The organism is Bifidobacterium sp. ESL0769, from assembly GCF_029395495.1.
In the GTDB taxonomy this organism is placed as follows: domain Bacteria; phylum Actinomycetota; class Actinomycetes; order Actinomycetales; family Bifidobacteriaceae; genus Bifidobacterium.
Genome location: NZ_CP113918.1, coordinates 1,697,971 through 1,723,345, shown reverse-complemented (window position 1 = coordinate 1,723,345; position 25,375 = coordinate 1,697,971). Strand labels below are relative to the sequence as shown.

Sequence of the window (25,375 nt, the reverse complement as noted above, 5' to 3'; positions counted from 1 at the left end):
GCACAATGAGAAGATATGACTACCCGCGATGCCCAGGAAATGCTTGAAGGACTCGACGACGCCCAACGTGCCGCCGCCACGGCCCTCGACGGTCCGGTTCGCATCATCGCGGGAGCCGGCGCGGGCAAGACACGAACCGTCACCCGCCGCATCGCCTATGCGTGCGCCAAAGGTGAATGGGATGCAAGCCGCGCGCTCGCGGTGACGTTTTCGGTAAAGGCTGCCGACGAGATGAAACAACGTCTGGCTGCGCTCGGTGTGGGTGACAAGGTCACTGCTGCTACCTTCCATTCCGCGGCATTGCACCAGTTGCGGCGCGTTTGGTACGACGTGAGCGTCGCACCGTTCCCACATGTCATCGAAGATGCGCAGGAGATTATGGATCGGGCACTTAAACGTGCCACCGGAACCGACGAATACGACGGTATCGCCAGACGCAATCTGCTTGCCGAAATTAACTGGGCGAAGGTCTCGCTCGTTGCTCCGGAGGATTATGAACGGGTTTGCGCGGCTACGCATCGCCTGCCTCCAGCAGAGCTTGCCCCGCAACGTTTCACGGACGTTTACACCGCTTACGAGCAAGAGAAAACTTCGCGCGGAGAGATGGATTTCAATGACATTCTGTTGTTGGGTTGCCACGTGCTCGAGGCTTTCGACGAGCAGGCTGCGCAGATCCGGCAATCCGTTGGCTGGCTCACCGTCGACGAATATCAGGATGTCTCGCCCCTGCAGCACCGTCTGATGGACCTGTGGCTTGGAGACGACAACCGCAACGTGTGCGTGGTGGGTGACCCGGCCCAGACGATCTATTCCTTCGCCGGCGCTTCGAGCTATGACCTGCTTAATTTTGCTGGGGAGTTCGGTAAGCTTTCCGCTGACGTCAATCTCAATACCGATTACCGCTCCACACCTCAGGTCGTATCAATGGCCAACCGCGTGCTCGCCGCCGCGCCTGACCGCGACCAATATTTGCGCTTGGTTTCTGCGAGAAGCAAAGGCGAGGGCATGCGCGTGGTGAAAACCGCATACGAAAGCGACGAAGAGGAGGCCCAGGGCGTGGCCAAGCGCATCGCTCAATTCGTAGCCGAGGGTGCGAAACCCTCGCAATGTGCAGTGTTGACGCGGCTTAACGCCCAGCAGCAGGTGGTTTGCAAGGCCTTGAAGGCACAGGGGATTGCCTATCGTACGCGTCGCGATGCCAGTGGGCAGGATACGATGCTCGAAGACGGCAACGAAAGTCGTCGCGAAGCCATGGAAATCCTTGCCAGCAGGCGCGAGCCCGGTGTCATGATCTCGTCGATCCACGCGGCGAAGGGCTTGGAATTCAAACACGTCTTCATCATAGGCTGTTCGGAAGGCTTGCTACCGTACGGTTCTCCCGCGCCGGGGGAGGCTTTGGAAGAGGAGCGTCGGCTTTTCTATGTGGCCGTTACCCGTGCCGAGGATTCGCTGCACCTTTCCTTCGCGCGCAGCAAGGACGGTGCCTCGACCTTCTCGCGCACCCCGAGCCGCTTCTGGTAGGTTTTATGATGCTGAAGCATAAAGAAAAGGCCGTTATCGACTTTTATATGTCGATAGCGGCCCTTCCATTGCTGCTCAATACGATTTTCACCGATCGGTTACGGTTTCAGTTTTGGGGTTTATCGTCATCGTCCGGTTTGTCGTCGCCGGAGTCCTTGGATGTACCATCTGTACCATCATCGCTTTTGCCGTCAGCGCCAGAGTCTTCGCCGTTTTTATCATCGTCGTCGCCCTGAGCGTCGAGCAGCTTTTCGAGTTCGGCGTCCCAGTCGATGCTGTGCTTGGATGATGAGATATCGCTGCCGTCGGCGGCAAACGTCGTGATATTTGCATCGGGATTTGTATTACTGTCGGATTCGGGGGTTTCCGGCTTCTCGACCTCCGCCTTTTCGCCGTCGACATCCGGCAGTTTCGGCAGCAGGTCAGGGTGCGACCACTTCTCATCGCGAGCCGCGTCGCCTTGTTCGGCGCCGATTTTCTCCCAGATATCGGCTGCCTCGCGCATGCGCTTCGGGCGCAGTTCCATGCCGAGCAGGCTTTCGAACGTGCGTTCCGCAGGGCCGCCGACCGCGCGCTCGCGGCGCACCATCTCGCGCAGTTGATCAATATGCGGCAGATGGGCCACACCGGCCTTCCACGTCACCGCATCGACCCAGCCTTCGACCAGGGCCAGCAGTGTTTCGAGGCTTTCGAGCGCTTCTTTCTGCTCCGGGGTATCCGCGATGCCGACCTTTGTCAGGTCCACGGCACCGGAAATCGAATCCGGGTCCATCGAAGTCGCGTCGCGTAGCTGCTCTTCCATCGCGTCCAGATCGATATTGATGCCGCGCGCATACTTGCCGATCAGCGCCTCGAAACGCGGCATGAGCCATGGTACGTGCGCGAAGAGACGGGCGTGCGCCACTTCCTCAAGCGCGAGGAACGCGAGTACTTCGGACTGATCGATTTCCAGCGTCTTGGCATATTCGATCGAGTTCTGCGCAATCAAGGCCCCAGCCGGGTTCTTTTGAAGCGCGATGCCTTGGTCGAAGCTGCCGCGCACCTCGTGCGAAAGCTGTCCGGCGGCATGCCCTAGCTGCGTGGAGAACGCGGTATTGCCGAGAATCTTGATGAGATTGGCCGGGTCCTTCATATTGTCGGGAATCGGCACGGGAATCGGGCCGGCGAAAACCCCTGCGATTTCCCCGTCACCGAACTCGTCGCCGAAGCGTTCGGAAATGACGCTGGAAAGCGCATCGCTCATGGACTGCTCGACCGGGCTAGCGAATTTCGCCCATGAATCGACGGTCGCGTTGACCCAATCGGCGCGGGTGAAGACTTGCGGAACACCTGGAGCAGGATCAATCGCGCTGGCCGTGTCAAGCCAAAGATTCGCCTCGCTCATCGCTTGCCGCACGGCTTCACCCTCGGTTGCGGTGACGGTCTGCTCGCTGCCTTCATCGTTGGCGATGGCCAAGGCCAGCGAAGTCGCCAGCTTTACGTTGACCGGCCCTTCGTCGGCGCTCTGCTGCATGTCACCCATCGTGTTGAGTCCGCTGGTGGTGAACGCATTCATCAACGCCTTCACTTCGGCGGGCTTGGGCAGCTTGGAAGGATCCTGACCGAGGAGCTGGTCTTTGACCGCATCAGGCAGCGCGCTCAACTGTTGGAAGGCCATGTCGCCCTGCATCTGACCGAAGCAGTCGATCAGCCACTGGTGAATCGCGTTTTCGTCCATCGGTATCGTCCTTTATCTTGGAAGTCCTATCAAGCAATATACAGTCCGTATGTTGATTCCATATTATGGTCTTCTATGGTCTTCTCGGCGCAAACTTCCGCTACCGACGAGATTGCGGCAATGTCGGGAATATGTTGCTTGCTGGGTGCTGTTTTTGTGGTTTCGTCAGGACTCTGAACGGAGATGCTGCGTCTGGACGAGGCAGCATACTGGTGAGTTATGGCACGCAGGAATCAGGATCAACGGTATTCGGACGATCAAACGCCGATATCTCCGTCAAGCGAAGAGGCGACGGATTCGTCGTCTTACGGCAAGGATGATTTCAACAACATCATCGGCTCATCCAAAACGGATAGTAGTGCTGCCGGAACATCCGGAACCTCCGGAACTGCTGAAAGCTCAAACGATACCGACGGAGATTCCCTACTTGATAACAGTGCCGAAATCGAAGAGAGCGCTGTTTCGGTTCCCGGCCATCTTGGAATCTGGCATCGCTTCACCGGCTATTGCTCGCGCCATTCGCTGCGATATTTCGCGGGGCTTATCTGCGCGGTGCTGTGTTTTCTGGTATTGCTGCTTCCTAGTCCCTACGTCATCGAAATGCCAGGCCCGACCCAGGATGTGCTTGGCAAAGCCGACGGTAAAGAGGTCATCGCCATCACCGGCGCAGCCACGTACAAAAGCCGGGGCAAGCTGCTGCTGCTCACTGTCAACGCGCAAGGCATTCCTGGTGATCCGACGCTTGGCATCAACACACTGATTGCGTGGATCGACCCCCAGCAGCAGGTCATGCCCAGCGAGGCCGTGTTCCCGGTCGGCCAGAGCACGGATGAATACAAAAAGACTGCTACCAAGCAGATGACCGGATCCCAGGATTCCGCGACGAGTGCGGCGCTCGCTTTTGCCAAAAAACACAATATAGCAGGAGCGAAAACCGCCAAGGTTCAGATGCACGTCGACGACATCGGCGGCCCGTCCGCAGGCATGATGTATGCGCTGGGTGTCATCGACAAGCTCACTCCGCAGGACGAAACCGGCGGCAAGACGATAGCGGGCACCGGCACCATCGACGGCAAAGGCAAAGTCGGCAAGATCGGTGGCATCCAGCTTAAGATGCTGGGGGCCAAGCGCGACGGCGCCACCTACTTCCTTGCACCCGCCGGCAATTGCGACGAGGTCGTGGGTCACGTGCCGAGCGGTCTGCGTGACATCAAGGTTTCGACGCTCGACGAAGCGTATCGCGCTTTGGTTGCCATCGGGCAGGGCAAGGCCGATAGCCTGCCGCATTGCACCGCGAACTAGCGGGCCGATACGAGCGATACAAATGTCTAGTAATGCCCGCAATGTGGATACGTCCGAACGTTGTTGCGTGTGCTGTTCCGTATCTTTGCTATATTGGAAGGGTGAATGAAACGGCATCAAAAAACGCTGAAGAGTTCGGTTTTCACGAGGGCGACATCGTGCAGGAATGGCTGTGGGATGACGACGTGAGTGAATCCACTCGAGAGAAAATCATGGATTTGACCGGTCAGGATCTGGTTGACGAGGATTATGATTCTGCTGTGGATGGCGTCATCATCTGGTGGCGCGACGGCGATGACGAAGACGCCTTGGCCGACACGATTATGGACGCACACGGAGTGATTGGCGAGGACGGTCCGTTGTGGATTCTTACTCCCAAGCCCGGTCGTCCGGGAGCTCCGGCTTCCAATACGGTTCAGTCCGCCGCCAAGACTGCCGGCATGAACGCCGCTACGCCTTTGACGGTTTCCGAAGATTGGAACGGCATCCGTCTCCGCGCCTTCGGCAAGGGCCGCTAAAGCAGCAACTTTTCTAGGTTATTTTCAAGGCTATGTAAAATCCCCACCGGCGTTTGAACCGGTGGGGATTTTGGCTATTGAGTTTCAGCTGCGGCTTAGAGGCCTGGATACAGCGGGAAGTCCTCGGTCAGCTTGGTGACACGGGCGTGCAGAGCGTCGACATCCGCGTCCTTGCCTTGGGCGAGAGCGGTGCCGATGATGTCGGCAACTTCTTCATACTGCGGGGCGGCGAAACCGCGGGTGGCCAGAGCTGAGGTGCCGATACGCAGACCGGAAGCTACGGAAGCCGGGCGCGGATCAAACGGAACGGTGTTGCGGTTGACGGTGATGCCGCATTGAGCCAGCAGGTTCTCGCCTTGCTGCCCGTCCATCTCGCTGTTGCGTAAGTCGACCATGACCAGATGCACGTCGGTGCCGCCGGTCAGAACGGTGATGCCCTGGGCCTTGACATCGTCGGCGTTGAGGCGGTCGGCGAGAATCTTTGCGCCTTCCAGCGTGCGCTCCATACGATGCTTGAAGGCTTCGGTGCCGGCGACCTTGAAGGCCACGGCCTTCGCGGCGATGATGTGCATCAGCGGTCCGCCCTGCTGACCGGGGAAGACGGCGGAATTGATCTTCTTGCCGTATTCCTTCTTGGCCAGGATGAAGCCGGAACGTGGCCCACCGAGCGTCTTGTGCGCGGTGGAGGAGACGACGTCGGCGTAGGGGACAGGGCTCGGGTGCAGGCCCGCGGCCACCATACCGGCGAAGTGGGCCATATCGACCCAGAACTTCGCGCCGACCTCATCGGCGATCTCCTTCATCGCCTTGAAGTCCTCGATGCGTGGGTAGGCGCTCCAGCCGCCGATGATGAGCTGGGGGTGGACTTCAAGTGCGCGCTGGCGGATGATTTCGGGATCGATGAGGAAAGTATCGGGGTTCACGCCGTAGGATTCGGCGTGGTAGAACTTGCCGGAGAAGTTCATCTTCGTGCCATGGGTCAGATGGCCGCCATGGTCGAGCGCGAGCCCGAGCACAGTGTCGCCCGGCTTGATCAAAGCTTGATAGACAGCGGCATTGGCCTGTGCGCCCGAATGGGGTTGCACGTTGGCGAATTCGGCGCCGAAGAGCTCCTTGGCGCGGTTGCGGGCCAGCGTCTCGATGCCGTCGACGAACTCGCAGCCGCCATAGTAACGGCGTCCGGGGTAGCCTTCGGCGTATTTGTTGGTCAGCACGGAGCCCTGCGCGTCGAGCACGGCGCGTGGCACGAAGTTTTCGGAAGCGATCATCTCAAGGCCGTTCTGCTGGCGCTTGAGTTCGTCATTGATAAGCGACGAGATTTCGGGGTCCGCTTGAGCAATGGGTGCATTGAACACGTCCGACGGACTCTGCACGACTGCAGGGTTGGATGTGTCGGCTTTATATGGTTCAGCCATTTCGAACTCCTTTTAATACTCGTTAATACTTGTGACCTGCCGGGAATGTAGCAAGTTGTTTCCGCCTCGCCCGTCTTTTGAAAATTGGAATTCAGCGGATTGTGCAGTCAAGTGATTTTGCCTCATTGCCGCACTGTTTTCATTATGCCAGAAAAGAGCATGAACATGCCCCGCCTGTCCTTTTTATGGACAACCGGCTATCGCAAGAATTGATAATCCGTTATATACTAAGGAATACTTATAATCCGTTATCGATAAAACGGTGAAAAGAAACCGTGGGCGATGAGGGGCTCGAACCCCCGACATCCACCGTGTAAAGGTGGCGCTCTAGCCAGCTGAGCTAATCGCCCGAAGACTTTACTTACTTTACCGCAACCGTTGCCCAGCGGGGTGTCGCGAAACGACGTACCGAATAGTGGCAAGAAAGGCGTATTATCGCACCAAGTTTCATATTTTTTGATAAACGTCAGTCTGATGTGATATTTTCGATTAAGCTGTAATCGATTTATATCAGATACTTCGTTTCTGCCAGAATCGACGGAATCTTGTCAGGGGGAGAGGCTGGTGGCGAATAACGGCAATAGGTGGGTCGGCAAACGTTACGAGTTGCTGACGGAGATTGGGCATGGTGGCATGTCCACCGTGTATCTCGCCCTTGATGCCACGCTGCACAAGCAGTGGGCGGTCAAGGAGATTCGCCATATCCCCGATAAAGAGCAACGTCGCTTCATCATCGACGGCCTGATCAGCGAGGCCAACCTCATCAAGACCTTCGACCATCCCGCCATTCCCCGTATCGTCGATTTGATCGAGGAAAACGGCAGCCTCTATATTGTAATGGACTATATCGAAGGCGAAACGCTTTCCAAAGTGCTTGCCGACCAAGGTGCGCAGGACGAGGAAACGGTGACCTCATGGGGCATACAGCTATGCGATGTGCTCGACTATCTGCACCAGCGCAATCCTCCCATCGTCTATCGTGATATGAAGCCTTCTAATGTGATGGTGACCCCGGAAGGGACCGTGCGCGTCATCGACTTCGGCATCGCCTGCGAGATGCCTCCCGCCAAAGGCCCGTTGCCGCAAGGCTACGAGGCGCGAATGGGCACACCGGGATATGCCGCCCCGGAACAGTACGACGAATTCGGACGTAGCGACGCACGGACAGATGTCTATGGATTGGGCGCTCTGCTTTACGTCATGCTTACCGGCAAGCCCATTAAGGGTGAGCCTTACGATGCGGCGCCGTTGCGGCAGGTGCTCCCCAACGCGTCGGCTGGGCTGGAACGTGTACTGACCAAGGCCATGCAACGCGATTCGGAACAGCGCTACCAGGATTGCGCGCAATTCGCCTACGACCTTGAGCACTACTCCGACAGGGATGCGAAGCGGCGCAAAACAATGCAGCTCAAATGGAGGACGTTCTGCGTGCTGTGCGTGGCGAGCGTGGTCGCTTTGGTTGGCGGCGGCGCCACGTTGGCGGCGGGTGCGGTCAATGCGAATTCAAACTATGACCTGAAAATGAGCTTGGCCGCGCAGTCCAGCGATGACAATGCTGCGGAAGCCTACTACGTAACGGCCGCGAACATCAGGCCGAGTGCCATCGATCCTTATGAAGGGATGATCAAGCGGTACGAATCCGACGGCGTTTTCAGCGCTTCCGAGGAACATCAGTTGCAACAGACACTTGACGATCATTCTGCGGTATTGCAGAAGCAGGGCGGCAATTGGGGCCGCCTGAGCTTCGACGTAGGCAAGCTTTATTGGTATTACTATTCCGTCGATCCCTCCAAGAGTCCCGAGACGGGAAGTGACATTACCGCGCAAACGCAATATCTGCGCATCACCGCCGCGTCGCATTGGATGAACGAGGCCAGCAAGACGAGTTTCAAAGACCAGAAGCTGGCCAAGCTCTATGCCACTATCGCGGATTTCAACACCACGATAGTTCCTCTGATCAACGAGGGTTCGGACGCCGGAAAGTACGCGCCTTATTTCAAGAGCATGAACGCGCTCATGCACATGATGCAGTCCAACAACAACGACGTGATGAAGCTTTCGACCGTCAATACCGTCCTTGAGGCGTTGCGCACTTATTCCCGTAAGTTCCGTGCCGATGGCGTCACACAGGAGCAGTTGAACAAGGCCATCGACACGGCGCAGAACCTGGCGCAAAGCGTCGATTCCACGACCTCCAAGTTGCGGCAGGCCAAGGATCAGGCGACCGCTTCCATCGCCCCTGCCAGACAGGCAGTGGCCGAGGCGTTCGTGGATATCGCCGGAACCAATGGCGCCGGCGGTGCCGCCAATAACGGCGGAAAGGAGATCAGGCTATGAGTTCAGGATTCAAGATTACCGCTGTCGTGCTGTTCTCGCTGGCCGTGGTCTGCGCCATCGTGGCCGTCATTTTGTATTTCGCTTGGAACGTCAGAGGAGTTCGCGAAACGCTGACAGGCAAGACGGCAGAGCTTCGCATCGCCCAGCTGCGTCGCGAAAGCGGGCGTTGGAAGACGGATGTGAGGCGGTCTGAACCACAGGAGAAGGGTACGCCTTGGCGCGCCAGCCAGATACACGGCGTATCCGATTCATTGGATTCATCCGAATTGCAACCGTTGGGTAGCGGCCAGCCCTCCGTTGGGGATTCTGCTTCCGCTGCGTTGGCGGATGACGAAAACGTGGGCACCACGATGTTGGATCAAAGCCAGCGCTCGCAAGCCGGCAGCGGCGGGGCGGATGGTGATGAACAGCTTTCGACCACCTTGTTGAATCAGGTTCGTCAAGCTGGCGTTAACGATGACGAGGGCGTGACAACGCTGCTGAAGGGTTCGAAGCACGTGGGGAAGCACATTGCACCCAGCACGGCGGCTGACGGCGAGAGGCTTGAAACGACATTGCTTGGTGGCACTTCCACCCGCTCGGCAGATGCCGGCGAGGAGTGGGTTCCGACGACGTTGCTGCCTGAACGCAAGCCGGAAGGCGGTGGTCGACGATGACGTTTGGTGTCGGGGCGGCGCTTTCGCTCGATTGCGTTGGCGGCTGACTGTCTTGTTTTTAAGTTTTGTGATTTGTTGGTTTCGGTTGGGTCTGAGTGGTTTGGGGCTTGGCCGGTTGATTGAAAGGAAAAGAAGATGAGGTTCACAAAGAAAGGCGTGCGTAGGTCGTTGGCGGCCTGCGTTGCTGGTGTCGCGGCTGTGGCAATGCTGGTGCCGGGTTCGGCGAACGCCGTGGAGACGAAGGGCAATTGCGTGGTGGGCACGAGCACCATCGCCCAGTGCTTCCCCGACACGACTTTGGCCGCTGATGTGGCGGGTCAGGCAGGAGTGAGTGTTGGAACCGTCTTTTCTCAGCACGTCATTGACAATGTTACTGCATTACGAGATAACTATGATTCGTTGGCGGGGGCTCAATATCTCACCAATCTAGATTATTTGGAGATTGCTCATAGTTCGTTGAGCGATCTTTCTCCGTTGGCAGGCTTGACCAGGTTGACTCATCTGGCTGCATCATATACGGCAGTTTCGGATATTTCCCCGCTAAGGGGGTTAACGAATCTTACGTATCTCTCTCTAGAGCGTGACGAAATTGTCGACATCTCTGCCCTTTCTGGATTAACGAGGTTGACGAGTCTGTCAGTTGAGGGGAACCATGTCGCTGATATTCGTCCGTTGAAGCCGCTTATGTCCTTGCCTGGTATGAGTCAGTTTGTAACTGATCAGACACCAGCTGCGGATCCTCAGCCGGCTGCGACATGGCTGCAAACTCCGAGGGGCTTGGATGGGGAATACATTCGTCCGACGACCATCACTCCGAGTTCTGGGGTCTTCGATCCTGTGACGGGTGTGGTCAGTTGGTCGGGTCTCAATGAGGGCGATCCGATAGGCTTTACTGTTTATTATCATTTCCCCAACCAAGCACCCAACATCTACAACTATTCGTACGACAGTTCTACGACGTATTCCACTTCTGGCCCGGCTGTGCCCTCGGCGGCGGCTCCGGCTCCCGCTCAGAAGCCGGCTTCTGGCAATCCTGCTCCTGCCAATGCGCAACAGCCGAAGGCTTCCGCTTCCGGTTCTCTGGCTGAGACGGGCGCACCGGTCTTTGGTATCGCTGGTGTGGCGGTGTTGACGCTGCTGCTCGGCGCGGGTCTGTTCCTGGCACGTCGCCATGCCTGAAGGTCAATCCCATTAATGGATAGGCTTTTGTGGCTTGAGGGCTTTTCGGTTTTATAGATGAATGATGTGAGGAATTAGGATGAGAAACAAACGTTTTCATGGTGTCCGTATAACGGTTTGTGTGGCTGCGTTGTGTGCCGTGTTCGGATGCGGTGCTGCCGTTGCAGCGTCAGCTGCTGGAAATTCTCTGAGTTCTCAGCCTAATTCCTCACAAACCAATCTATCGTCAGGCTCCCAAACTGATTCGTCAGCAGGCTCGCAGCCTCAACGGGCTCCATCATCAGGGGCAACTACGACTCCTGGAACTTCGACACCAGATCAGAGTCTGATTGATCAACTGGCCGTGGCCCCCTATGCGGGAAATACGCAAAATAAGCTGGCTTCTTGTATCAAAATCACCTATGGTAATTCAACAGGTAAAGATGTCAATTATTCTGGAAACTGGTGGGAAAACGGAGCAAACGGCTTACACATTTGGATGAATAGCAGCAAATCTCCGGTTACTGTATCGGTTGTCAAAGGCGCTGACTCCAACGGCTGCCAAGTTTCGAATAATATTGCAAAAGATCAGCAGGGGAACATCGCGCTTGTTAATGGCGGTAGCTCTCAAAGTGTATCTGTAACTCCGTTCAACAATGGCGTTCCTTCTTATGTATTTGTGCAGATTGGTTCTGGCTTTACCGAAAATTCGGGGACTGGTATTCCTTACACATATTCAGATAAACAGATTGTAAAACTTCCGATTTATTCAGATCTTCAACCGCCAAAGTTGACTATTGACGCAAAAGAAATACATTATTCGGACAATAATGAGGATGCTGGAATAGTAAAATTACAAAATTCCAAAGGTGAATCCAGCGGTGCCGGAATTGTTGTTCAGGTCAGAGCAACTGACTCCGATCAGTCAGTGACAACGGGGTCGAATTCGCCGAGTACTGTCCCGTCTGTTTCAGGGATAGATTACGACACGATAAGTATTCAATATCCTCAAAATCCCCAAAATCCTCTTTCCAAAGGACTGGGAAACATTAAATCTGAAAAGTGTGAGGACAACCCAGCTTTGGGATGTTACCAGTTCCATATCGACTTAAAAACGATGGAAAGTTTATATTACAAAGTGCCCAAACAATCTACAGCTGCGGTTCTTGTGAAATTTAATAAGTTCCACGTTTCAATTTCCGATAAGGCTGGCAATAAATCTGATTCCCTTCTCGGTGATATTTTCCCTCTCAAGCTTTCAAACAATCAGTGGAATTTATATAACACTCCAAACGGTAAAGATATGATACAAGGTGTTTCTGAGCATATTATTCCTTTGGGTGATGATGGAAAACCCGTGAAGGATGGTGGAAAGCTGGTTTTCTGTTCTGAACCGAAAAAGGTGAATAATGCAAAGGGCTGTGTGCAAAATACGGTAAAGGCTCATTCTGCATTGGTGGCTCCGGAATTTGTTCAACCATTCCAAGATCTTATCGATACGATTCAGAATTATGATCCAAAAATAACCTATTCTGTTGGCAGCACGACTAAAACAATTGAGATTTGTCCTGCGGTGGATGGTATACGACATTGCGCAGATTTTGTTAAGGCTTCGTCATTCAGCAACGACATGATGATTAACTTGACTGAAGGCATATATACACCGGTGAAGTTTAGTCTTACCTATAGATCCGTCGCTGATTCGTCAGGTAAAGGAGAAGATGACGCGACAGCGCCTCGCTCGAAGCCGGAAGTTTGCGCTAAGGAAAACATACTTGTAGATGGCACAGGTCCGACGGTGTCGGCAAACGGGGATTCGTTGCCTGTATCGGTTCCGAGCAACTCGTTTAGTCAGGAACTGCCTGGGAATAAGCAGATACCCGTGCTTGCAACTTCGGCAGCAAAGCCGGTGAGTTATAGCATACGCATTCAAGATGTGTTGCCAACGCACCTTTCGGATTCCATATCGGCTATGAATGAGGATGGGACATCGCAAGTTAATCTGACGAAAAAAGTGGGTTCCGATCAATATCCGTCGTATATTCAATACAACAGATACGAGACGTATGCGGATGTCCTTCGTGCGGCGAAACAGGAAGCAAAGGACGGGAAACCTGTTGACTGCTCATCGCAAAAAGGATGTCATACGACGGCTGTCAACTTGACAGCGGAGACCGTTCAGACTTCTTCTGGTGGCACTTTAAAAGAGGGCTCTCTGAAAAATCCGTTAGTGCTCGGTGAGGATGGTGCATATCTGCTTTCTGACATCGTCGTGACCGTAGCCGACAACGCCGGGAATCAAACCGTTAAGACCTTCAGCCAGCTTTTCCCCGAAGGGGGTAATGAAGACGGTAACCGCATTGTTGTCTTTGATGACGGACAGCCAAACGATCCCAAGAAGGCAGATCTCAAGGTTTGTGATATTGAAAAAGGCAAGCAGGGCGATTGTGCGAACAGCAAATATTGGCACAGAAATTCTGTGGAGCTCAACGTCTCGGTGAAAGATAAGTGGTTCCCCGTTACTTCCAGATTGTCAGGCAACGAAAACATGCTTGTTCCGGGCCAAAACAATCCGGGTCAGGTATCTCTCGGGAAATTCACCCAGGATGACAACGGCAACTGGACTGTGGATGTGCAACTGCCGATCAATCAAAAAGGGGAGGGTGTAGGTAAGACCACAGAGGGGCGCTACAGCTTCAGTTTGGCCTACACACCTATTGTGGGGGATACAATAGGTAGCGGCAACAATCCGCTTACCTTCGGTGTGGATTACACACCTCCGAAGATTTCCAAGGTGAATTTTGCGACGGTAAATCCCGTGCAATGGAACTGGGTATTTGCGCCTCAGAAAGAAACCATCGACATATCCACTTCCGATGATGTTTCGGGCGTCTGCAATGTCAACGACGATCAGTGCCAAGGTGACGGCCCCACATTCCATGGAGTCTTTTCCGAACACGGAACCAACAATCCTCCCAGCAAGGTCGATAGTCGAGATGCCGGCAACCATACCACAGAGGTATCGGTGAATTTCGGCGACGATTCCGAGCGGTTGACGCTCAAAGGTTCGACGCTGCGTATTAGCGACAGGGCCGGCAACGTCAGTTCGCTGGACTTGGGTGATACGGTGATGCATTCCGGTTATGTCCCCGAAAAAGACAAGCCCAAGCTGCTTTCCAACCTGCCCAAGGGCACCACGGGTATCGCCATCGATACCAAGACGCCGACGATCGGTGTGGTCTATGACAACAACGACGTGCGCAACGGAAAGTATTACAAAGCCAAGCGCACGGCCACGGTGAGCATCAACGAATCGAACTTCGACTTCATCAAGGGCAACGACAAATACCGTGATATCGTCGTCACCCGGGCCGATGGCTCGAAGGGGACGGTTGACGCCGACAAATTTGACAACCCGAGCAAGGACGGTTCGACGTGGGTAGCGCAGGTGCCGTGCGACCATGACGCCGACTGGACCTTCGACGTTTCACTGACCGACCCGGCGGGCCATGTCGCTGCGCCGTATCATTCGGAATTCACCATCGACACGCAAAAACCGATACTCGAGATGAAATTCGACAACAACTCCTCCGAGAACGGCAATTACTACAAGGCCACGCGCACCGCAAGCATCAAGCAGACGGAACGCAACTTCAGCCCTGCCGACACCGCGGTGACCGTGAGCGCGAAGGATGCCAACGGCACGGCTGTGACTCCGCCGGCTGCGGCGCCTTGGTCGGCGCCCAGTAAGGATTACGAGCGCACTACCTCGGTTGCCTTCACCGGTGAGCTGCACTACTCGATCAAGGTGACGGCCACCGACCTTGCGGGCAACACCGCCGAGGCCGTCGAAGAGCCCGAGTTCATCATCGATATGACCAAGCCGAAACTGGCGATCAGCCAGGTCGCCGACAAAACCGCCTACGCGGGCAAGGTGACTCCGCAGATTGATTTCAGCGACACTAATTTCGACCCGATGTTCGCCGACTACAAGCTGACGCGCACCAGGAACCCCGACCCGAGCAAGAAAGACCAGAACGCCAAGCGCGGCAAGTCGAACGCCAACGACGTTTACCTGCAGAGCAAGGAACAGGACAGCAGCACTTCGAAGTCCGTGGCCCTGCCGGACGTGGAGCACACCGTCGACAACGACGACGTCTACACGCTCGACGCGAAGGTGAAGGACAAGGCCGGCAACGAGAGCGAGCAGAAAGTGGTGTTCAGCTTGAACCGCTTCGGCTCCAACTACATCCTCGACGGGGCAACGCAGAACATTCTGGGGCGTTATATCAAGGTTCCGCAGGAAGTTCACGTCACCGAGATCAACGTCAGCGGCCTCAACTTCGACAAATCGCATACGGAATTGGTGCACAACCAATCCGTCAAATCGATTTCTTCGGCGAAAGACTACCACCTGGTAAGCGACCGGACCAGCGGCTGGCAGGAAGACACCTACGATTTTCCCGCTAGCCTCTTCAACGCCGACGGCTATTACCGGCTGCGTCTGACCTCGGTCGATGCTGCCGGCAACCTCTCGCAGAACACGATGAACAAGAAGAACGAGGCACGCAACGGCGATGCCCAGGTCAACTTTGCCGTGGACCAGGACATGCCCAGCGCTTCGGTGGACGAGCTCAAAAACAACTCCGTGGTCTATGCGCCCTCGCGTGCCCTCGTGGTCGATGCCAAGGACGACGTGGCGCTCAAGTCGGCCGAACTCAAGGTCGACGGGCGAACCGTGGGGCATTGGGAAGGCAAGCGGACGCTCTCTCCGATGAGCTACCGCCTCGAGGCCGATCAGCACGAGCACGCTGTGGAGGTGATCTCCACCGATATGGCGGGTAACCGTACCAAGACCGAGTATTCCGGCATTGTGGTGGCTACGAGTTGGTGGGCCTACATGATGGCGCGCGGGCTGCTGCTGCCGCTGATCTTCGGAGGCATCATCGTGGTGGCGTTGGTCGCTATCGGCGCGGTCGCTGCGGTTCGTCGCAGCAAATCCGTCGCCTATAGGAGGAACGTCTTTAGGCACTCCAAGTCGGAATAGACCGTGAAGGGTTCTTCGCCGGCTGTCGCTTCCGCTAGGAAGTTGATACACCGCTAGACCACTACTTAGCCATTGCGATTGCTGGCGGATGTGGCGGGCTTGGCGACAGGCGATAGGCAGCGGCCGGCGAGGAATAACAATTAAAAATTTTGCGTCGAAATCCGGCGCAAGCTTCTCCGGGCCAACCGGGGAAGGCAAGGAAAGGAAATGAAAATGGCAAGTCAGATTCGAATTACGCCGGATCAGATGCGTAGCCGTGCAGGTGAGTATGACCAGCAGGCCAGTGCTGTCGGCGATGTGATCAGCAGAATGGACACTCTGCTCAATGAACTCCAGGAAGAATGGGAAGGCGCTTCGAGCCAGGCCTATGCTTCGCGTTTCACCGAGCTTCGTCCCAGCTTCACCCAGGCTCAGCAGTTGATCAACGATATCGCCACCAGCCTGCGCAATACCGCACAGTCCCTGGAAGAGACGGATCAGAACATCGCTTCTCAGTTCCGCGGCTGACATGGTTTGCCGTATCTGGTGAGGGAACGGCTGCGGGTCGCAGTCCCCTCACCAGATTACGCGGTGTGTTCATATTGGTTTGCATCCACCGCCGATAATGGCAGAATGCGGACGATCAAACCAATCGTGTCATGGTTTTGGCGGAGGTAGCCATGCTTAGCAGTGCATATGCAGTAACATTAATCGATGCCCGGCAGCTTGAGAACTTTGCCGTCGAAAGCGGATCATTCGGTGTCTGCCATATAGGTTTCAGCCGGAATGGTTCCAATACCCCCAGCGCCACGGTCCGCACCGATAAAAACGGGATGACGCTGACCGCGGATTCCGGTTGTTGTTTGTTCGGCGACGACGGCAAGCCGGTCGAACGTTACGATGTGATGCGTAACCCACAAGGCTGTGTGGTCACGTTGCGGCAGGTCGCCCACGACACCGTCGCGTTGCTTTTCATTCATCCGATATCGCCGGGTACCAAAAAATTCCACAAAGTCGCATTTGCGCAGCCCACCGATATGCCGATCGGGCGAGGTGCGGACAATGCGCTCGTCTATGCGATTCCTTTCGTTTCGGAGCATCACGCCACGTTGCGTTACCGGGATGACGGCTTTTCCATCGTTGACAACGGGAGCGTGAATGGTACTTTCGTCAACGGCATGAGGTTGGCGGCAGGGCAGACGGTTCGCCTTAATCCCGGTGATTTGGTGCAGATCATGGATCTGGTGTTCACCGTCGGCCTTCGGTTTATTTCGCTTAATGCCCCCCAAGGCGCACTGCTTAAGACTTCGCGCAACTGGCATGAAGTCTCCCACGAGAACATCGCGGCTTCCTCTCCCAAGCCAGACGACGATGTCGAAGAGCCGGAACCTTTCTATCCCGCTCCCAGGCTGATGCATACCGTGCATGTCAAGACCTTCCATGTCGACGAACCGCCGCAATCGCCGAAGCAGAAGGACCAGCCTGCGCTGATGCAGCTGGGGCCCTCGTTCCTGATGGGCATCGGCTCGGTGTTCATGGCCATTTCGGCGATGTCCAATATCTCGCATGGCGGCAATATCATGACTGCGTTGCCTTCCCTGGCAATGGCTGTGGCCATGATCGGTGGAACCGTAATCTGGCCGATGATCAGCAAACGGTATACCAAGAAAGTGGAAGGCCGGGAGGAACGCCGTCGTCAAAACAAATACACCGATTATCTCAATTCGATAACCGCCAAACTGTTGCAGGAGCGCGACCGGCAGATCGCAATCCTGAACGAGAACCGACCGCCGCTGGCACAGGTGCTGCAACGGGCCTATGACCTTTCGCCGCACCTGATGGACCGCAATGCCACGCACGATGACTTCCTGCAGCTGCGGGTGGGGACGGGCCAGCAGCATGTTCAGGCCAAGATCGAGGCCCCGCAGCGCAGATTCAGTATGGATGACGACGCCCTACTTGATCAGGCGGAGGCGCTCGCCGACAAGCCTACAATGATGGAGGCCCCTGTGGCCGTCGATCTGGCGGCGACAAAGACTTTGGGCCTGGTGGGGTCGCGCCCGCTTACTTGGGATTTCGTCAGGGGGCTTTTGGCTCAGGTCTGCGGGTTCTACAGCTACAACGAGGTGAAGATAGCGGCTATCGTCAACCCCCAGGAAGAGCGTGAATGGGGATTCCTCAAAGACGCCCCTCATGCACGCAGCAACGACGGGAAGGTGCGGTATCTTGCAGGGGATTCCACTGAATTGTTGGCATTGGACACGATGCTGGGCAGGGTTTTGGCGGATCGTGCGGATGATCATGAAGCCTCTGCACGCACGTGCATGCCGTTCTATGTGGTGCTTTGCGCCAACAAGGATTTGACCTCGGGCTCCTCTAGTGTCGCGAAGCTCTCTCAAGTCGGAAAGAACAAAGGTTTTTGTGTCATATTCCTGGCCGATGAACTCAAGGATTTGCCGAGGGAATGCTCGCAGGTCATCGAACTTGCCAAACCCGACGATGCTCAATTGGCGCGTGGGGATTACGCGTTGGGCACCCCGGGCGTGCTTGCCGGGGTCTCGAGGATATTCGACCGTAGCGACGTCGGGGGCACGGAACGCGATTTTCGTCCTGATATTTTGCTGTCCGAAAGCCGCGCACAGGACTTTGTCCTGGCACTTTCGCGCGCGCATCTTGGCAGCTCTCAGGCCGAGGGGTCGATGCCGGAGTCGTTGGGCTTCATGGAGATGTTCAAGGCGGGCAGCGTGTTGCAGCTCAACGTGGCCGACCGTTGGAAGAAACATGATTCCTCCCGTTCGTTGGCGGCTCCGGTCGGTGTGGGGGCCAAGGGCGAGCTGGTCGATCTCGACTTGCACGAGGACGCGCATGGCCCGCACGGTCTGATTGCCGGTACCACCGGTTCCGGAAAGTCCGAGTTCATCATCACATGGATTCTTTCGATGTGTGTGAATTTCTCTCCGGATGAGGCCGCGTTCGTGCTGATTGATTACAAGGGCGGCGGCCTGGCCGGCGCGTTCGACAACGACCGGTATCGTCTGCCGCATCTTGCCGGCACGATCACCAACCTTGACGGTGCCGCGGTGACGCGAAGCATGGTCTCGATCCAGAGCGAACTGAAACGGCGCCAGGCATTGTTCAACAAAGCCTGCGATATCACCGGCGAGGCGACGATGGATATCGGCAAGTACATCTCGTATTGGCGTCAAGGGGTATTGAAGGAGCCCTGCCCGCATCTGTTTGTAGTGGCGGATGAGTTCGCGGAGTTGAAGCAGCAGGAGCCGGCGTTCATGGACGAGCTGGTTTCGGCGGCGCGTATCGGGCGCTCGCTGGGGCTCCACCTGGTGTTGGCGACGCAGAAACCGACGGGCGTGGTCTCCGACCAGATTGCGAGCAACGCGCGGTTCCGTGTGTCGTTGAAGGTGGCGGATGCGGCGGATAGCCGTGAGATGATTCGTCGTCCTGACGCGGCCGAGCTGGACCGGCCTGGCGAATTCTATCTTTTGGTCGGCTACGACGAGCTGTTCGTGGGCGGGCAGGCGGCGTACGCGGGCGGCTCGTATGTGGAACGCGAAGTGTACGAACCCAAGCGTGACGTGTCGGTGGAGCTGGTCGGTCTGGCCGGCGAGCCGTTGGCGCGGCTTCGTCCGGCGTCGGGTGGAGCTTCGGGCTCGAAGGTCTCGGAACTGAATGCAGTACTGGCGCAGGTGTGTGAGGTTGCGGCGGCGTCGGGGCTTTCGGCGCATGCCTTGTGGCTCGACCCGCTGCCGTCTCGTGTGGTCATCGACGGGCTACGGGAGAAATTCGGTTTTGAGGCCCATAAGAATGGTCTGGAGGCTATTGTCGGTGAGTTGGACGATCCAGAGCATCAGCGCCAGGATGTGTTCTCGATGGATATCGCTGAGGCTGGGAATGTAGCGATTTACGGTGTCTCGACTTCCGGTGTGGAGGCTTTGGCGATGTCGATTCTGTGCTCGTTGATGGAGGATTACACGCCCGACGAGTTGAATGTGTACGTGTGGGATATGGGTGCCGGCTCATTGTCCGCTTTGAGTGACGCCCCCCACGTGGGCGGCGTAGTCCTTGTTGACGATACAGAGCGGATGGATAATCTGTTTCTGTTGTTGGAGCGTGAGATGGGTCGTAGGCGTGACCTGTTCGCCATAAGCGGCGGTAGCTATGAGTCGTATGCTGCTTATCCGGCGGAAGACAAAGAGTCTGTGCCCCGCATTGTGGTGGCATTGACGGATATCGCTTCGTTCAATGAGGCGTATGAGAAATATATTGACAGGTTAACCGCATTGGCCAGGGATGCTCCCCGGTACGGTATTCATTTGATTATTACGGCCGGTTCGTGGAATCAGGTCAATATGCGATTGCGTGCGTCGGTAGGGCGTGTGTTGGTGACCTCGTTCGGTAATGATGACGAGTACACCAGTGTACTGAACGGGATGCATGGCGTGACTCCGCCGAAGGGATATCTTGCCGGTTTGTTCCAGAACGGTAAGGGAGTCACTCAATTCCAAGGTGCGAGCCTTTGCATGGATGCAGCGGGAGAGGCTCAGGCTGTCAGAGATCTCTGTGGTCGGCTGTCCGATGAATGGCATGGTGCTTGTGCAAGACCAATCCCGACATTGCCGGAGCATGTGGTCCCTTCGATGTTCAGGGGTCGGCATCACCCGTCTCTTTCAGTGCCGGTTGGCTATGCCAAGGAAGGCGCGATGCCGATGGAGTTCGACGCATCACGCGGAGCCATGCTGGTGTCTTCGGATGACAGTGACGCGTTGCATGACTGGCTGGATGCATTACGTTTCACGCTGTTCGGGCAAGAAAGAAACTATGTGGTGCTTGATTCTGCCCAGACGTTTACCGGTGCTGGCGACGGGAAAATTCTCAGTAATTTGGATGATATCGACAAATGGCTTGACGGCATGCTTTCAGCAACATTACATGCCGATGTCGTGCTTGTTCCTTCCTTTATGCAGCTGATGCAGTCGATGTCTGGCGAGACTTCTGAAAAATTCAAAAAGTATTTGGAAGATGAACGATATAAGGGTTCTGTAGCGTTGATCATGGCGAGTGAGGCGTGGCGTATGCGCAGCGGCTTCGATCCGTGGTACAAGGCGTTGACGGCGAATCCAAACGGCCTGTGGGTCGGCAACGGGTTCACCAATGAGAGTGTCTTCCCTCATCTGAGTGTCGCCGAGCCATTTAAGCGGGCCATGGGGCCGCATGAGGGCGTTGTCCATATTGGTGGCGGCAACGAACGTGTGCAGCTGCTCGAACTCGATAGCGCTGAGCAAGTCGAAGAAAGGTGAAAACAATGAGTGTTGATTTCAGCCAATGGGGCGTGCAGCAGCAGTCTCCATCGCTTCCGTCTCCCAAGTCGCCGGTGCAGAGTACCGGACCTGGAATCCATTCAGGGCAGAGCGGCCAACCTGCGTCTCAGGAATCCGGCGAAAGACAACATGCGGGCGGCGGCATAAAACGACAGACAGCTTCGCTGCCTGCGCCTGTGTCTCCGGTGCAAACTCCTTCCGAACCTGGCATACAGGTCTATGCAGATGAATCAGAGACCAATGCAGAGGCATTGCAAGATGTTGCCAAGGACATGAAAAAGACATCGAAAGTTTTTCTTTTGTCCCGAAACTCTGTATCGGATTGCAAAGGTAATTGGTCTGATGCTTTGTCTGATGTTCTTCAGGAAGCGCATGATGTGATTTTCGGTTTCTCCGAAACAGTGGGCAAACATGGCGATCAAATCGTTCAGGCAGTTGATGATTTGGTTAAAACGGATCAGGCTGCCGCTAAGGCTATCCATGCGAGCCATACGAGAAAGTGAGTGATTCCAATGGCATTCATAGCAATGATGAATGAGCTGTCCGATGCAGAGGAAAAACTGTCGGGGGCATCCCAGACGTTTTCTTCCGATGTCTCTGTTGCACAGCGTCGTAATCAAATGGCTTTGTCGTCTGGTAAGGGCGAGTGGAAGGACTCGGCGCTCGATCGTTTTATGCTGCTTCAAACTGGGTTGCAGGCGCTGCAGAATGCTTTGGATGATCTTGGTAAGACGTGTGCGGCTTGCTTAGATGATTTGCAGGTGTTAGCTGGTCAACGTGATGCAGTACTCAACGCCGCCGGTACAAGTTGTTCCTCTGGAAACAGGATATATTGCGAAGGGTCGGCGCATATCCTGTCTGATGTCATGGCAGTGAAGGGTACCTTGGGGTCGCTGTCCAAGGGGGTTGAGGATGCCTCGTCTGGTCTTAGAAATCTGGAGCAAGGGAACGAGTGCGACAGAATAAGACAAGCTTTGGCAGGGCTTAGTACTGGTATTCGCGCGCAAACTGACTTCGTGCAAAAGATTGGGAATGCGTGGAATGTCTATCAGCCGAATGTGCAGAGTTTCGACGATAAATATCATGGCAAATTCAGCCAGCCATTGGTCACCCAACATATGATGGATATAGCGGGGGGCGACACGCTTTCGACGGTTATGGATTATTACAACGGCATCAAAACAGTGAATGAGAAGGCTATGGAGAGCTTCAGTCGAATACTCACGCTCGTGTCAACATTCACGGATCTCAGCAAGGTTTTGGAGGGGAATCCGAAGCTCGCGGGCAAGATTGTGCAATATGTTGGGGAAGCTGACAGATCGAACGCTCTTACGAAAGATGAGTTCGAGGCAATTAAGAAGGCGATTTTTGCTTCTTCGCATGGCGAGGACGAGGCGAGTTTCGCTAAGCGATTTTTGAAGAAATTGCGTCCGGGTTCCGATTATGAGAAGTGGACTGATATTTCCAATGAGGTGAAGGACCCGGACATAGGCGTTTCTGGCAAAGGCAAGCTCAATGGTATCGCCAAAGGGGCAGGTGAGCTTGGCACCATCCTGCAGTTCACCAGCATAGGCGTTGACGGCTACAACGCTTACCAATTCACTAAGGGCAACAGCGGAGACAAATGGGCCGCGGTCGTTACTGAAGTTGGTGCGGACGCACTCGATGTGGGAATAACTTATGGGGTAACGGCTGCGGCCAGCTCGGTGGCACCATGGCCTGTCGGTGCAGTCATTGGCGTGGCAGCTGGTGCAGCCATCGATTTGGTTTGGGAGAAACAGAAACAGAAATCTTGGTACAAGAACGGTAAAGAATGGTTTCGTAATCAAGCCGACAAGGCTTTGGGGGGTACTCATCATGACTAATATCGGATGTTCTTGCCTAGGGGATTCCATTTGTTGGCTTGGCCCGTTTCGTTTCGGTGTGGGTTATAGAGATTTTGTGGAGCTGTACCATGCGGAGAACGATCGGTATATGCGTGTGATTGGTTTTTGTGTTGTTCTTTTTTTTGCCATTCCTGCTATTGGAACATCGTCTGTCTTGGTGAATCCTCAAAAGTTTGGAAGTGGAAGTGACCAGATCCAACTTGGAGATCTGCTTGCGGCGTTGTTGTTTGTGGGCTTTTGGCTTCTGGGTTTGTGGTTGTTGGTGTGTCCGCCGTTGCCGTTTTTGTCGCGTGGTGTGGTGTGTGGCCGGTTTTTTGCGGCTCATGGTGCGGTGGTACCGGATGGTGGTGTGCCGGATGGCTGGTCGGTGTCGTTGCAGGTGTCGCTGGGCACGCTGGGCGGCGAGGAGGTGGCGGCGGACGGCACGCTGGTGCGTACGCCGTATGCGTTCATGCGGCGTCGTCCGGTGTTGACGCGGCGGTTTTTGTTCATGGGGCTGCGTGATGTGTCGCGTGAGTCGGCGTTGTGGAACATGGTGGGTGTGAACTGGGCGTTTCGCAAGGATTGGAATGGCGAGGGGGTGTTCGTGCCGAGGGCGGTGCTGGGCGGCGCGCGTGGTGTGCGTCGCGGGGTTCGTGGTCGTGTGCGTGCGGGGTCGCGCCGGTATCGCCGTGCGGTGTGGCTGGCGCGTCTGGGTCGTGTGCGTCCGGAATGCGGGCGTCGGGCGTTGGCGTTGATGCGTCCGGAGCTGGAGTGGCTGGCGGAGGGCGAACGCCTCAACCAGCAACACAAAGACGACTCGAATCGGGAAGTGTCCCTTTCCGGTGCCGGGTTTTCAAAGACAGATTCAAGAACAGAAAGGGGACAAGCATGAACGAGCTGGAAAAAACTGCCGAGGAATTCCGTCTGGAGGCGGAGGCGGCTGGCTTGCATGTCGCTCAGGCTGCGGCTCAGGGCGATGTGGATCAGTGGAATGCTCGTGCCAGTGACTTACAGGGACAAATATCTCGTAAAAGACAGGCGATACAGAATGCTTTGTCGTACCGCTATGGAGCGCTTGCCAGTTTAGATAAGTTTAGTGCCGCCGTAAATGATCGTTTGTCGGCTCTTGGGGATTCGGTTGTGAAAGGGACGGATGAGGGTAATGCGAAGCGAAGTATATCCGGCATTTCGCGCGGCAACGACAATGTGATAGGCGATGCGAAGAAAGCGTGCAATGATCTGATATCTAGGTTGCAGAGAGATCTCGGCGATTTGAATGGTCAACTCTCTGACGCACAGAACAACGCGGCTGCTGCGGTTAAGCGCAGAGACGGGATCGGTAACCAGATTTCAGCGGATGCTTCGAAGCTGAGAAAGCTGCAGCGTGCCTCGAGCTGATTGTGGCATGGTCGTGGCTTCTGTTCTGGCTGATCGTATCTGGTTTGATAAATAAGGAAAGTACGAGGGGTGTTGTGATGGTGGTTGTGAATTATGATGGTTGGCTTCCGGTGGGTTCGCTGGTTCATTTGAAGGGCGGGGAGCGTCTGACGATGGTGGCGGGCCATATGCAGGAGGAGGCTGGTACGGGCACGTATTGGGATTATCTGGGGTATCCGTATCCGGAGGGGCGTGCCGATGCGTCGAGGGATTATTTCTTCAACAGGGATTTCATCGATGGGGTGTATTTCGTGGGGTATCAGGATGTTGCTGGTGGCGAGTACCTGGATTTCCTGAGGGAGCATGAGGCGGGGTTCCGTGAGGAGCAGGCGAGGCGTGCGGGCCGTGGCGGTGACTTGCACAGGGACACCGATTCTGTTGACGGGGACGACGGAACGGAGCCCTCCGGTGGCGGTGCCGAAGGCAGTACAAAAGAAGGGGAGGCTTGATGGCTGAGTCTGGTGTGTTGGATGGCAAGGTGCTGGTGGAGGTGTTGTTGCCGGCGGACGGTCGGGTGTATTCGTTGCGTCTGCCTTGCGCGTTGCGCGTGGGCGCGGCGGCCGATTTGGCGGCGCGTCTGGTGGCGTCGCGCGCCTCGGGTGTGTTCTCGTATTCCGGCGGTGCCGACTTGGCTCGTCGTGACGGGTCGCCGGCGGGGCAGTTGCTGCCGCCGGGGGAGCTGGTGGGTTCGTTGGTGGCGCGAGGCGTGCTGGTCGACGGCAGCCCGCTCGTGCTCGTGTAGGTGCGGTTTCAGAGTTCTGTTGTGTGTCTGAAGGGAATGGATGCTGTTGGACAGTTCTGAAAATGTGAGGTTTTCGGCGGTCGGGTCCTTGGATGGGTGTGGTGCCGCTTTGGGGGCAAGCGACCGGTCTTCGTGTTCGTCTCCGTCTGGTGCTTGGTCGTTTGATTTTACGTTGACTGGGCCGATGTGGTGTCGGTTCGCGCAGGCGTCGAACGCATACGGCAGAGGGATACGCCTCATTAGTGTTCCTCTTATCTTTGTCGGCTTCGGTCTTTTGTCTTTGGAACTCTTTCGTCCTATCAGATACACGCCGTTTGAGGCGCTTCTTTTGGCGGCTATTGG

17 protein-coding genes and 1 tRNA gene are annotated in these 25,375 nt (G+C 55.8%); 15 read left to right on the top strand and 3 right to left on the bottom strand.

Annotated features, from left to right (window positions below; genetic code table 11):
* Positions 1-15: 15 nt before the first annotated feature.
* Positions 16-1,521: an ATP-dependent helicase gene (locus OZX72_RS06920; protein ID WP_277157962.1), complete on the top strand. Its 1,506-nt coding sequence runs from the start codon at positions 16-18 to the stop codon at positions 1,519-1,521.
* Between the two features lie 106 nt (positions 1,522-1,627).
* Here OZX72_RS06920 and OZX72_RS06915 read toward each other — a convergent pair whose 3' ends face one another.
* Positions 1,628-3,238, bottom strand: a complete 1,611-nt coding sequence (locus tag OZX72_RS06915) for a zinc-dependent metalloprotease (protein WP_277157959.1) — start codon at positions 3,236-3,238, stop codon at positions 1,628-1,630.
* Between the two features lie 219 nt (positions 3,239-3,457).
* Between OZX72_RS06915 and OZX72_RS06910 the strand changes: the two genes are divergently transcribed.
* Both OZX72_RS06910 and OZX72_RS06905 read left to right on the top strand, forming a co-directional pair.
* A complete protein-coding gene (locus OZX72_RS06910; protein ID WP_277157957.1) occupies positions 3,458-4,540 on the top strand; it encodes a S16 family serine protease in 1,083 nt (360 codons plus the stop codon).
* Between the two features lie 101 nt (positions 4,541-4,641).
* The gene (locus tag OZX72_RS06905; RefSeq protein WP_277157956.1) at positions 4,642-5,058 is read left to right on the top strand and encodes a DUF3052 domain-containing protein; all 417 of its coding nucleotides are present in this window, start codon (positions 4,642-4,644) and stop codon (positions 5,056-5,058) included.
* Between the two features lie 95 nt (positions 5,059-5,153).
* On the opposite strand, the gene glyA is transcribed toward OZX72_RS06905, so the two are convergent.
* Together glyA and OZX72_RS06895 are read right to left on the bottom strand one after the other, a co-directional pair.
* Positions 5,154-6,473, bottom strand: a complete 1,320-nt coding sequence (gene glyA / locus OZX72_RS06900) for a serine hydroxymethyltransferase (protein ID WP_277157954.1) — start codon at positions 6,471-6,473, stop codon at positions 5,154-5,156.
* 276 nt (positions 6,474-6,749) lie between these two features.
* Positions 6,750-6,823: transfer RNA gene (locus OZX72_RS06895), tRNA-Val, on the bottom strand.
* 214 nt (positions 6,824-7,037) lie between these two features.
* Here OZX72_RS06895 and OZX72_RS06890 point away from each other — a divergent pair.
* From OZX72_RS06890 to OZX72_RS06835, 12 genes are all read left to right on the top strand, one after another.
* Entirely contained in the window at positions 7,038-8,810 is a 1,773-nt protein-coding gene (locus OZX72_RS06890; RefSeq protein WP_277157952.1) for a serine/threonine-protein kinase, read from the top strand.
* Positions 8,807-9,466 (top strand): hypothetical protein, encoded by a 660-nt coding sequence (locus tag OZX72_RS06885; RefSeq protein ID WP_277157951.1) that lies wholly within the window; start codon positions 8,807-8,809, stop codon positions 9,464-9,466. The genes OZX72_RS06890 and OZX72_RS06885 overlap by 4 nt, the downstream gene beginning before the upstream one ends.
* A gap of 135 nt (positions 9,467-9,601) precedes the next feature.
* Positions 9,602-10,645 carry a hypothetical protein gene (locus tag OZX72_RS06880; protein WP_277157950.1) on the top strand — a complete coding sequence of 348 codons (1,044 nt, stop codon included), beginning with the start codon at positions 9,602-9,604 and terminating at the stop codon, positions 10,643-10,645.
* Positions 10,646-12,854: 2,209 nt separating this feature from the next.
* Positions 12,855-15,671 (top strand): Ig-like domain repeat protein, encoded by a 2,817-nt coding sequence (locus OZX72_RS06875; RefSeq protein WP_277157949.1) that lies wholly within the window; start codon positions 12,855-12,857, stop codon positions 15,669-15,671.
* A gap of 213 nt (positions 15,672-15,884) precedes the next feature.
* Positions 15,885-16,178 carry a WXG100 family type VII secretion target gene (locus OZX72_RS06870; protein ID WP_277157948.1) on the top strand — a complete coding sequence of 98 codons (294 nt, stop codon included), beginning with the start codon at positions 15,885-15,887 and terminating at the stop codon, positions 16,176-16,178.
* 152 nt (positions 16,179-16,330) lie between these two features.
* Positions 16,331-20,965 carry a type VII secretion protein EssC gene (essC, locus tag OZX72_RS06865; protein WP_277157947.1) on the top strand — a complete coding sequence of 1,545 codons (4,635 nt, stop codon included), beginning with the start codon at positions 16,331-16,333 and terminating at the stop codon, positions 20,963-20,965.
* 5 nt (positions 20,966-20,970) lie between these two features.
* Positions 20,971-21,489 carry a hypothetical protein gene (locus OZX72_RS06860; protein ID WP_277157946.1) on the top strand — a complete coding sequence of 173 codons (519 nt, stop codon included), beginning with the start codon at positions 20,971-20,973 and terminating at the stop codon, positions 21,487-21,489.
* A 9-nt stretch (positions 21,490-21,498) separates the two neighbouring features.
* Complete coding sequence (locus OZX72_RS06855) at positions 21,499-22,851, top strand: hypothetical protein (RefSeq protein ID WP_277157944.1); 1,353 nt, start codon at positions 21,499-21,501, stop codon at positions 22,849-22,851.
* Positions 22,844-23,746 (top strand): hypothetical protein, encoded by a 903-nt coding sequence (locus tag OZX72_RS06850; protein WP_277157943.1) that lies wholly within the window; start codon positions 22,844-22,846, stop codon positions 23,744-23,746. The genes OZX72_RS06855 and OZX72_RS06850 overlap by 8 nt, the downstream gene beginning before the upstream one ends.
* On the top strand, positions 23,743-24,252 hold the full coding sequence (locus tag OZX72_RS06845; protein ID WP_277157942.1) for a hypothetical protein: 510 nt from the start codon (positions 23,743-23,745) through the stop codon (positions 24,250-24,252). Before OZX72_RS06850 ends, OZX72_RS06845 begins: the two co-directional genes overlap by 4 nt.
* 77 nt (positions 24,253-24,329) lie before the next feature.
* The gene (locus OZX72_RS06840) at positions 24,330-24,740 is read left to right on the top strand and encodes a DUF4176 domain-containing protein (protein WP_277157941.1); all 411 of its coding nucleotides are present in this window, start codon (positions 24,330-24,332) and stop codon (positions 24,738-24,740) included.
* Positions 24,740-25,033: a hypothetical protein gene (locus OZX72_RS06835; protein ID WP_277157940.1), complete on the top strand. Its 294-nt coding sequence runs from the start codon at positions 24,740-24,742 to the stop codon at positions 25,031-25,033. Before OZX72_RS06840 ends, OZX72_RS06835 begins: the two co-directional genes overlap by 1 nt.
* The last annotated feature ends 342 nt before the right edge of the window (positions 25,034-25,375 follow it).

Bases quoted from the DNA above. Each gene is read 5' to 3' on its own strand.
- OZX72_RS06920 (WP_277157962.1), top strand. From the start codon at position 16: ATGACTACCCGCGATGCCCAGGAAATGCTTGAAGGACTCGACGACGCC.
- OZX72_RS06915 (WP_277157959.1), bottom strand. From the start codon at position 3,238: ATGGACGAAAACGCGATTCACCAGTGGCTGATCGACTGCTTCGGTCAG.
- OZX72_RS06910 (WP_277157957.1), top strand. From the start codon at position 3,458: ATGGCACGCAGGAATCAGGATCAACGGTATTCGGACGATCAAACGCCG.
- glyA (WP_277157954.1), bottom strand. From the start codon at position 6,473: ATGGCTGAACCATATAAAGCCGACACATCCAACCCTGCAGTCGTGCAG.
- OZX72_RS06885 (WP_277157951.1), top strand. From the start codon at position 8,807: ATGAGTTCAGGATTCAAGATTACCGCTGTCGTGCTGTTCTCGCTGGCC.
- OZX72_RS06880 (WP_277157950.1), top strand. From the start codon at position 9,602: ATGAGGTTCACAAAGAAAGGCGTGCGTAGGTCGTTGGCGGCCTGCGTT.
- OZX72_RS06870 (WP_277157948.1), top strand. From the start codon at position 15,885: ATGGCAAGTCAGATTCGAATTACGCCGGATCAGATGCGTAGCCGTGCA.
- essC (WP_277157947.1), top strand. From the start codon at position 16,331: ATGCTTAGCAGTGCATATGCAGTAACATTAATCGATGCCCGGCAGCTT.
- OZX72_RS06860 (WP_277157946.1), top strand. From the start codon at position 20,971: ATGAGTGTTGATTTCAGCCAATGGGGCGTGCAGCAGCAGTCTCCATCG.
- OZX72_RS06855 (WP_277157944.1), top strand. From the start codon at position 21,499: ATGGCATTCATAGCAATGATGAATGAGCTGTCCGATGCAGAGGAAAAA.
- OZX72_RS06850 (WP_277157943.1), top strand. From the start codon at position 22,844: ATGACTAATATCGGATGTTCTTGCCTAGGGGATTCCATTTGTTGGCTT.
- OZX72_RS06845 (WP_277157942.1), top strand. From the start codon at position 23,743: ATGAACGAGCTGGAAAAAACTGCCGAGGAATTCCGTCTGGAGGCGGAG.
- OZX72_RS06840 (WP_277157941.1), top strand. From the start codon at position 24,330: ATGGTGGTTGTGAATTATGATGGTTGGCTTCCGGTGGGTTCGCTGGTT.
- OZX72_RS06835 (WP_277157940.1), top strand. From the start codon at position 24,740: ATGGCTGAGTCTGGTGTGTTGGATGGCAAGGTGCTGGTGGAGGTGTTG.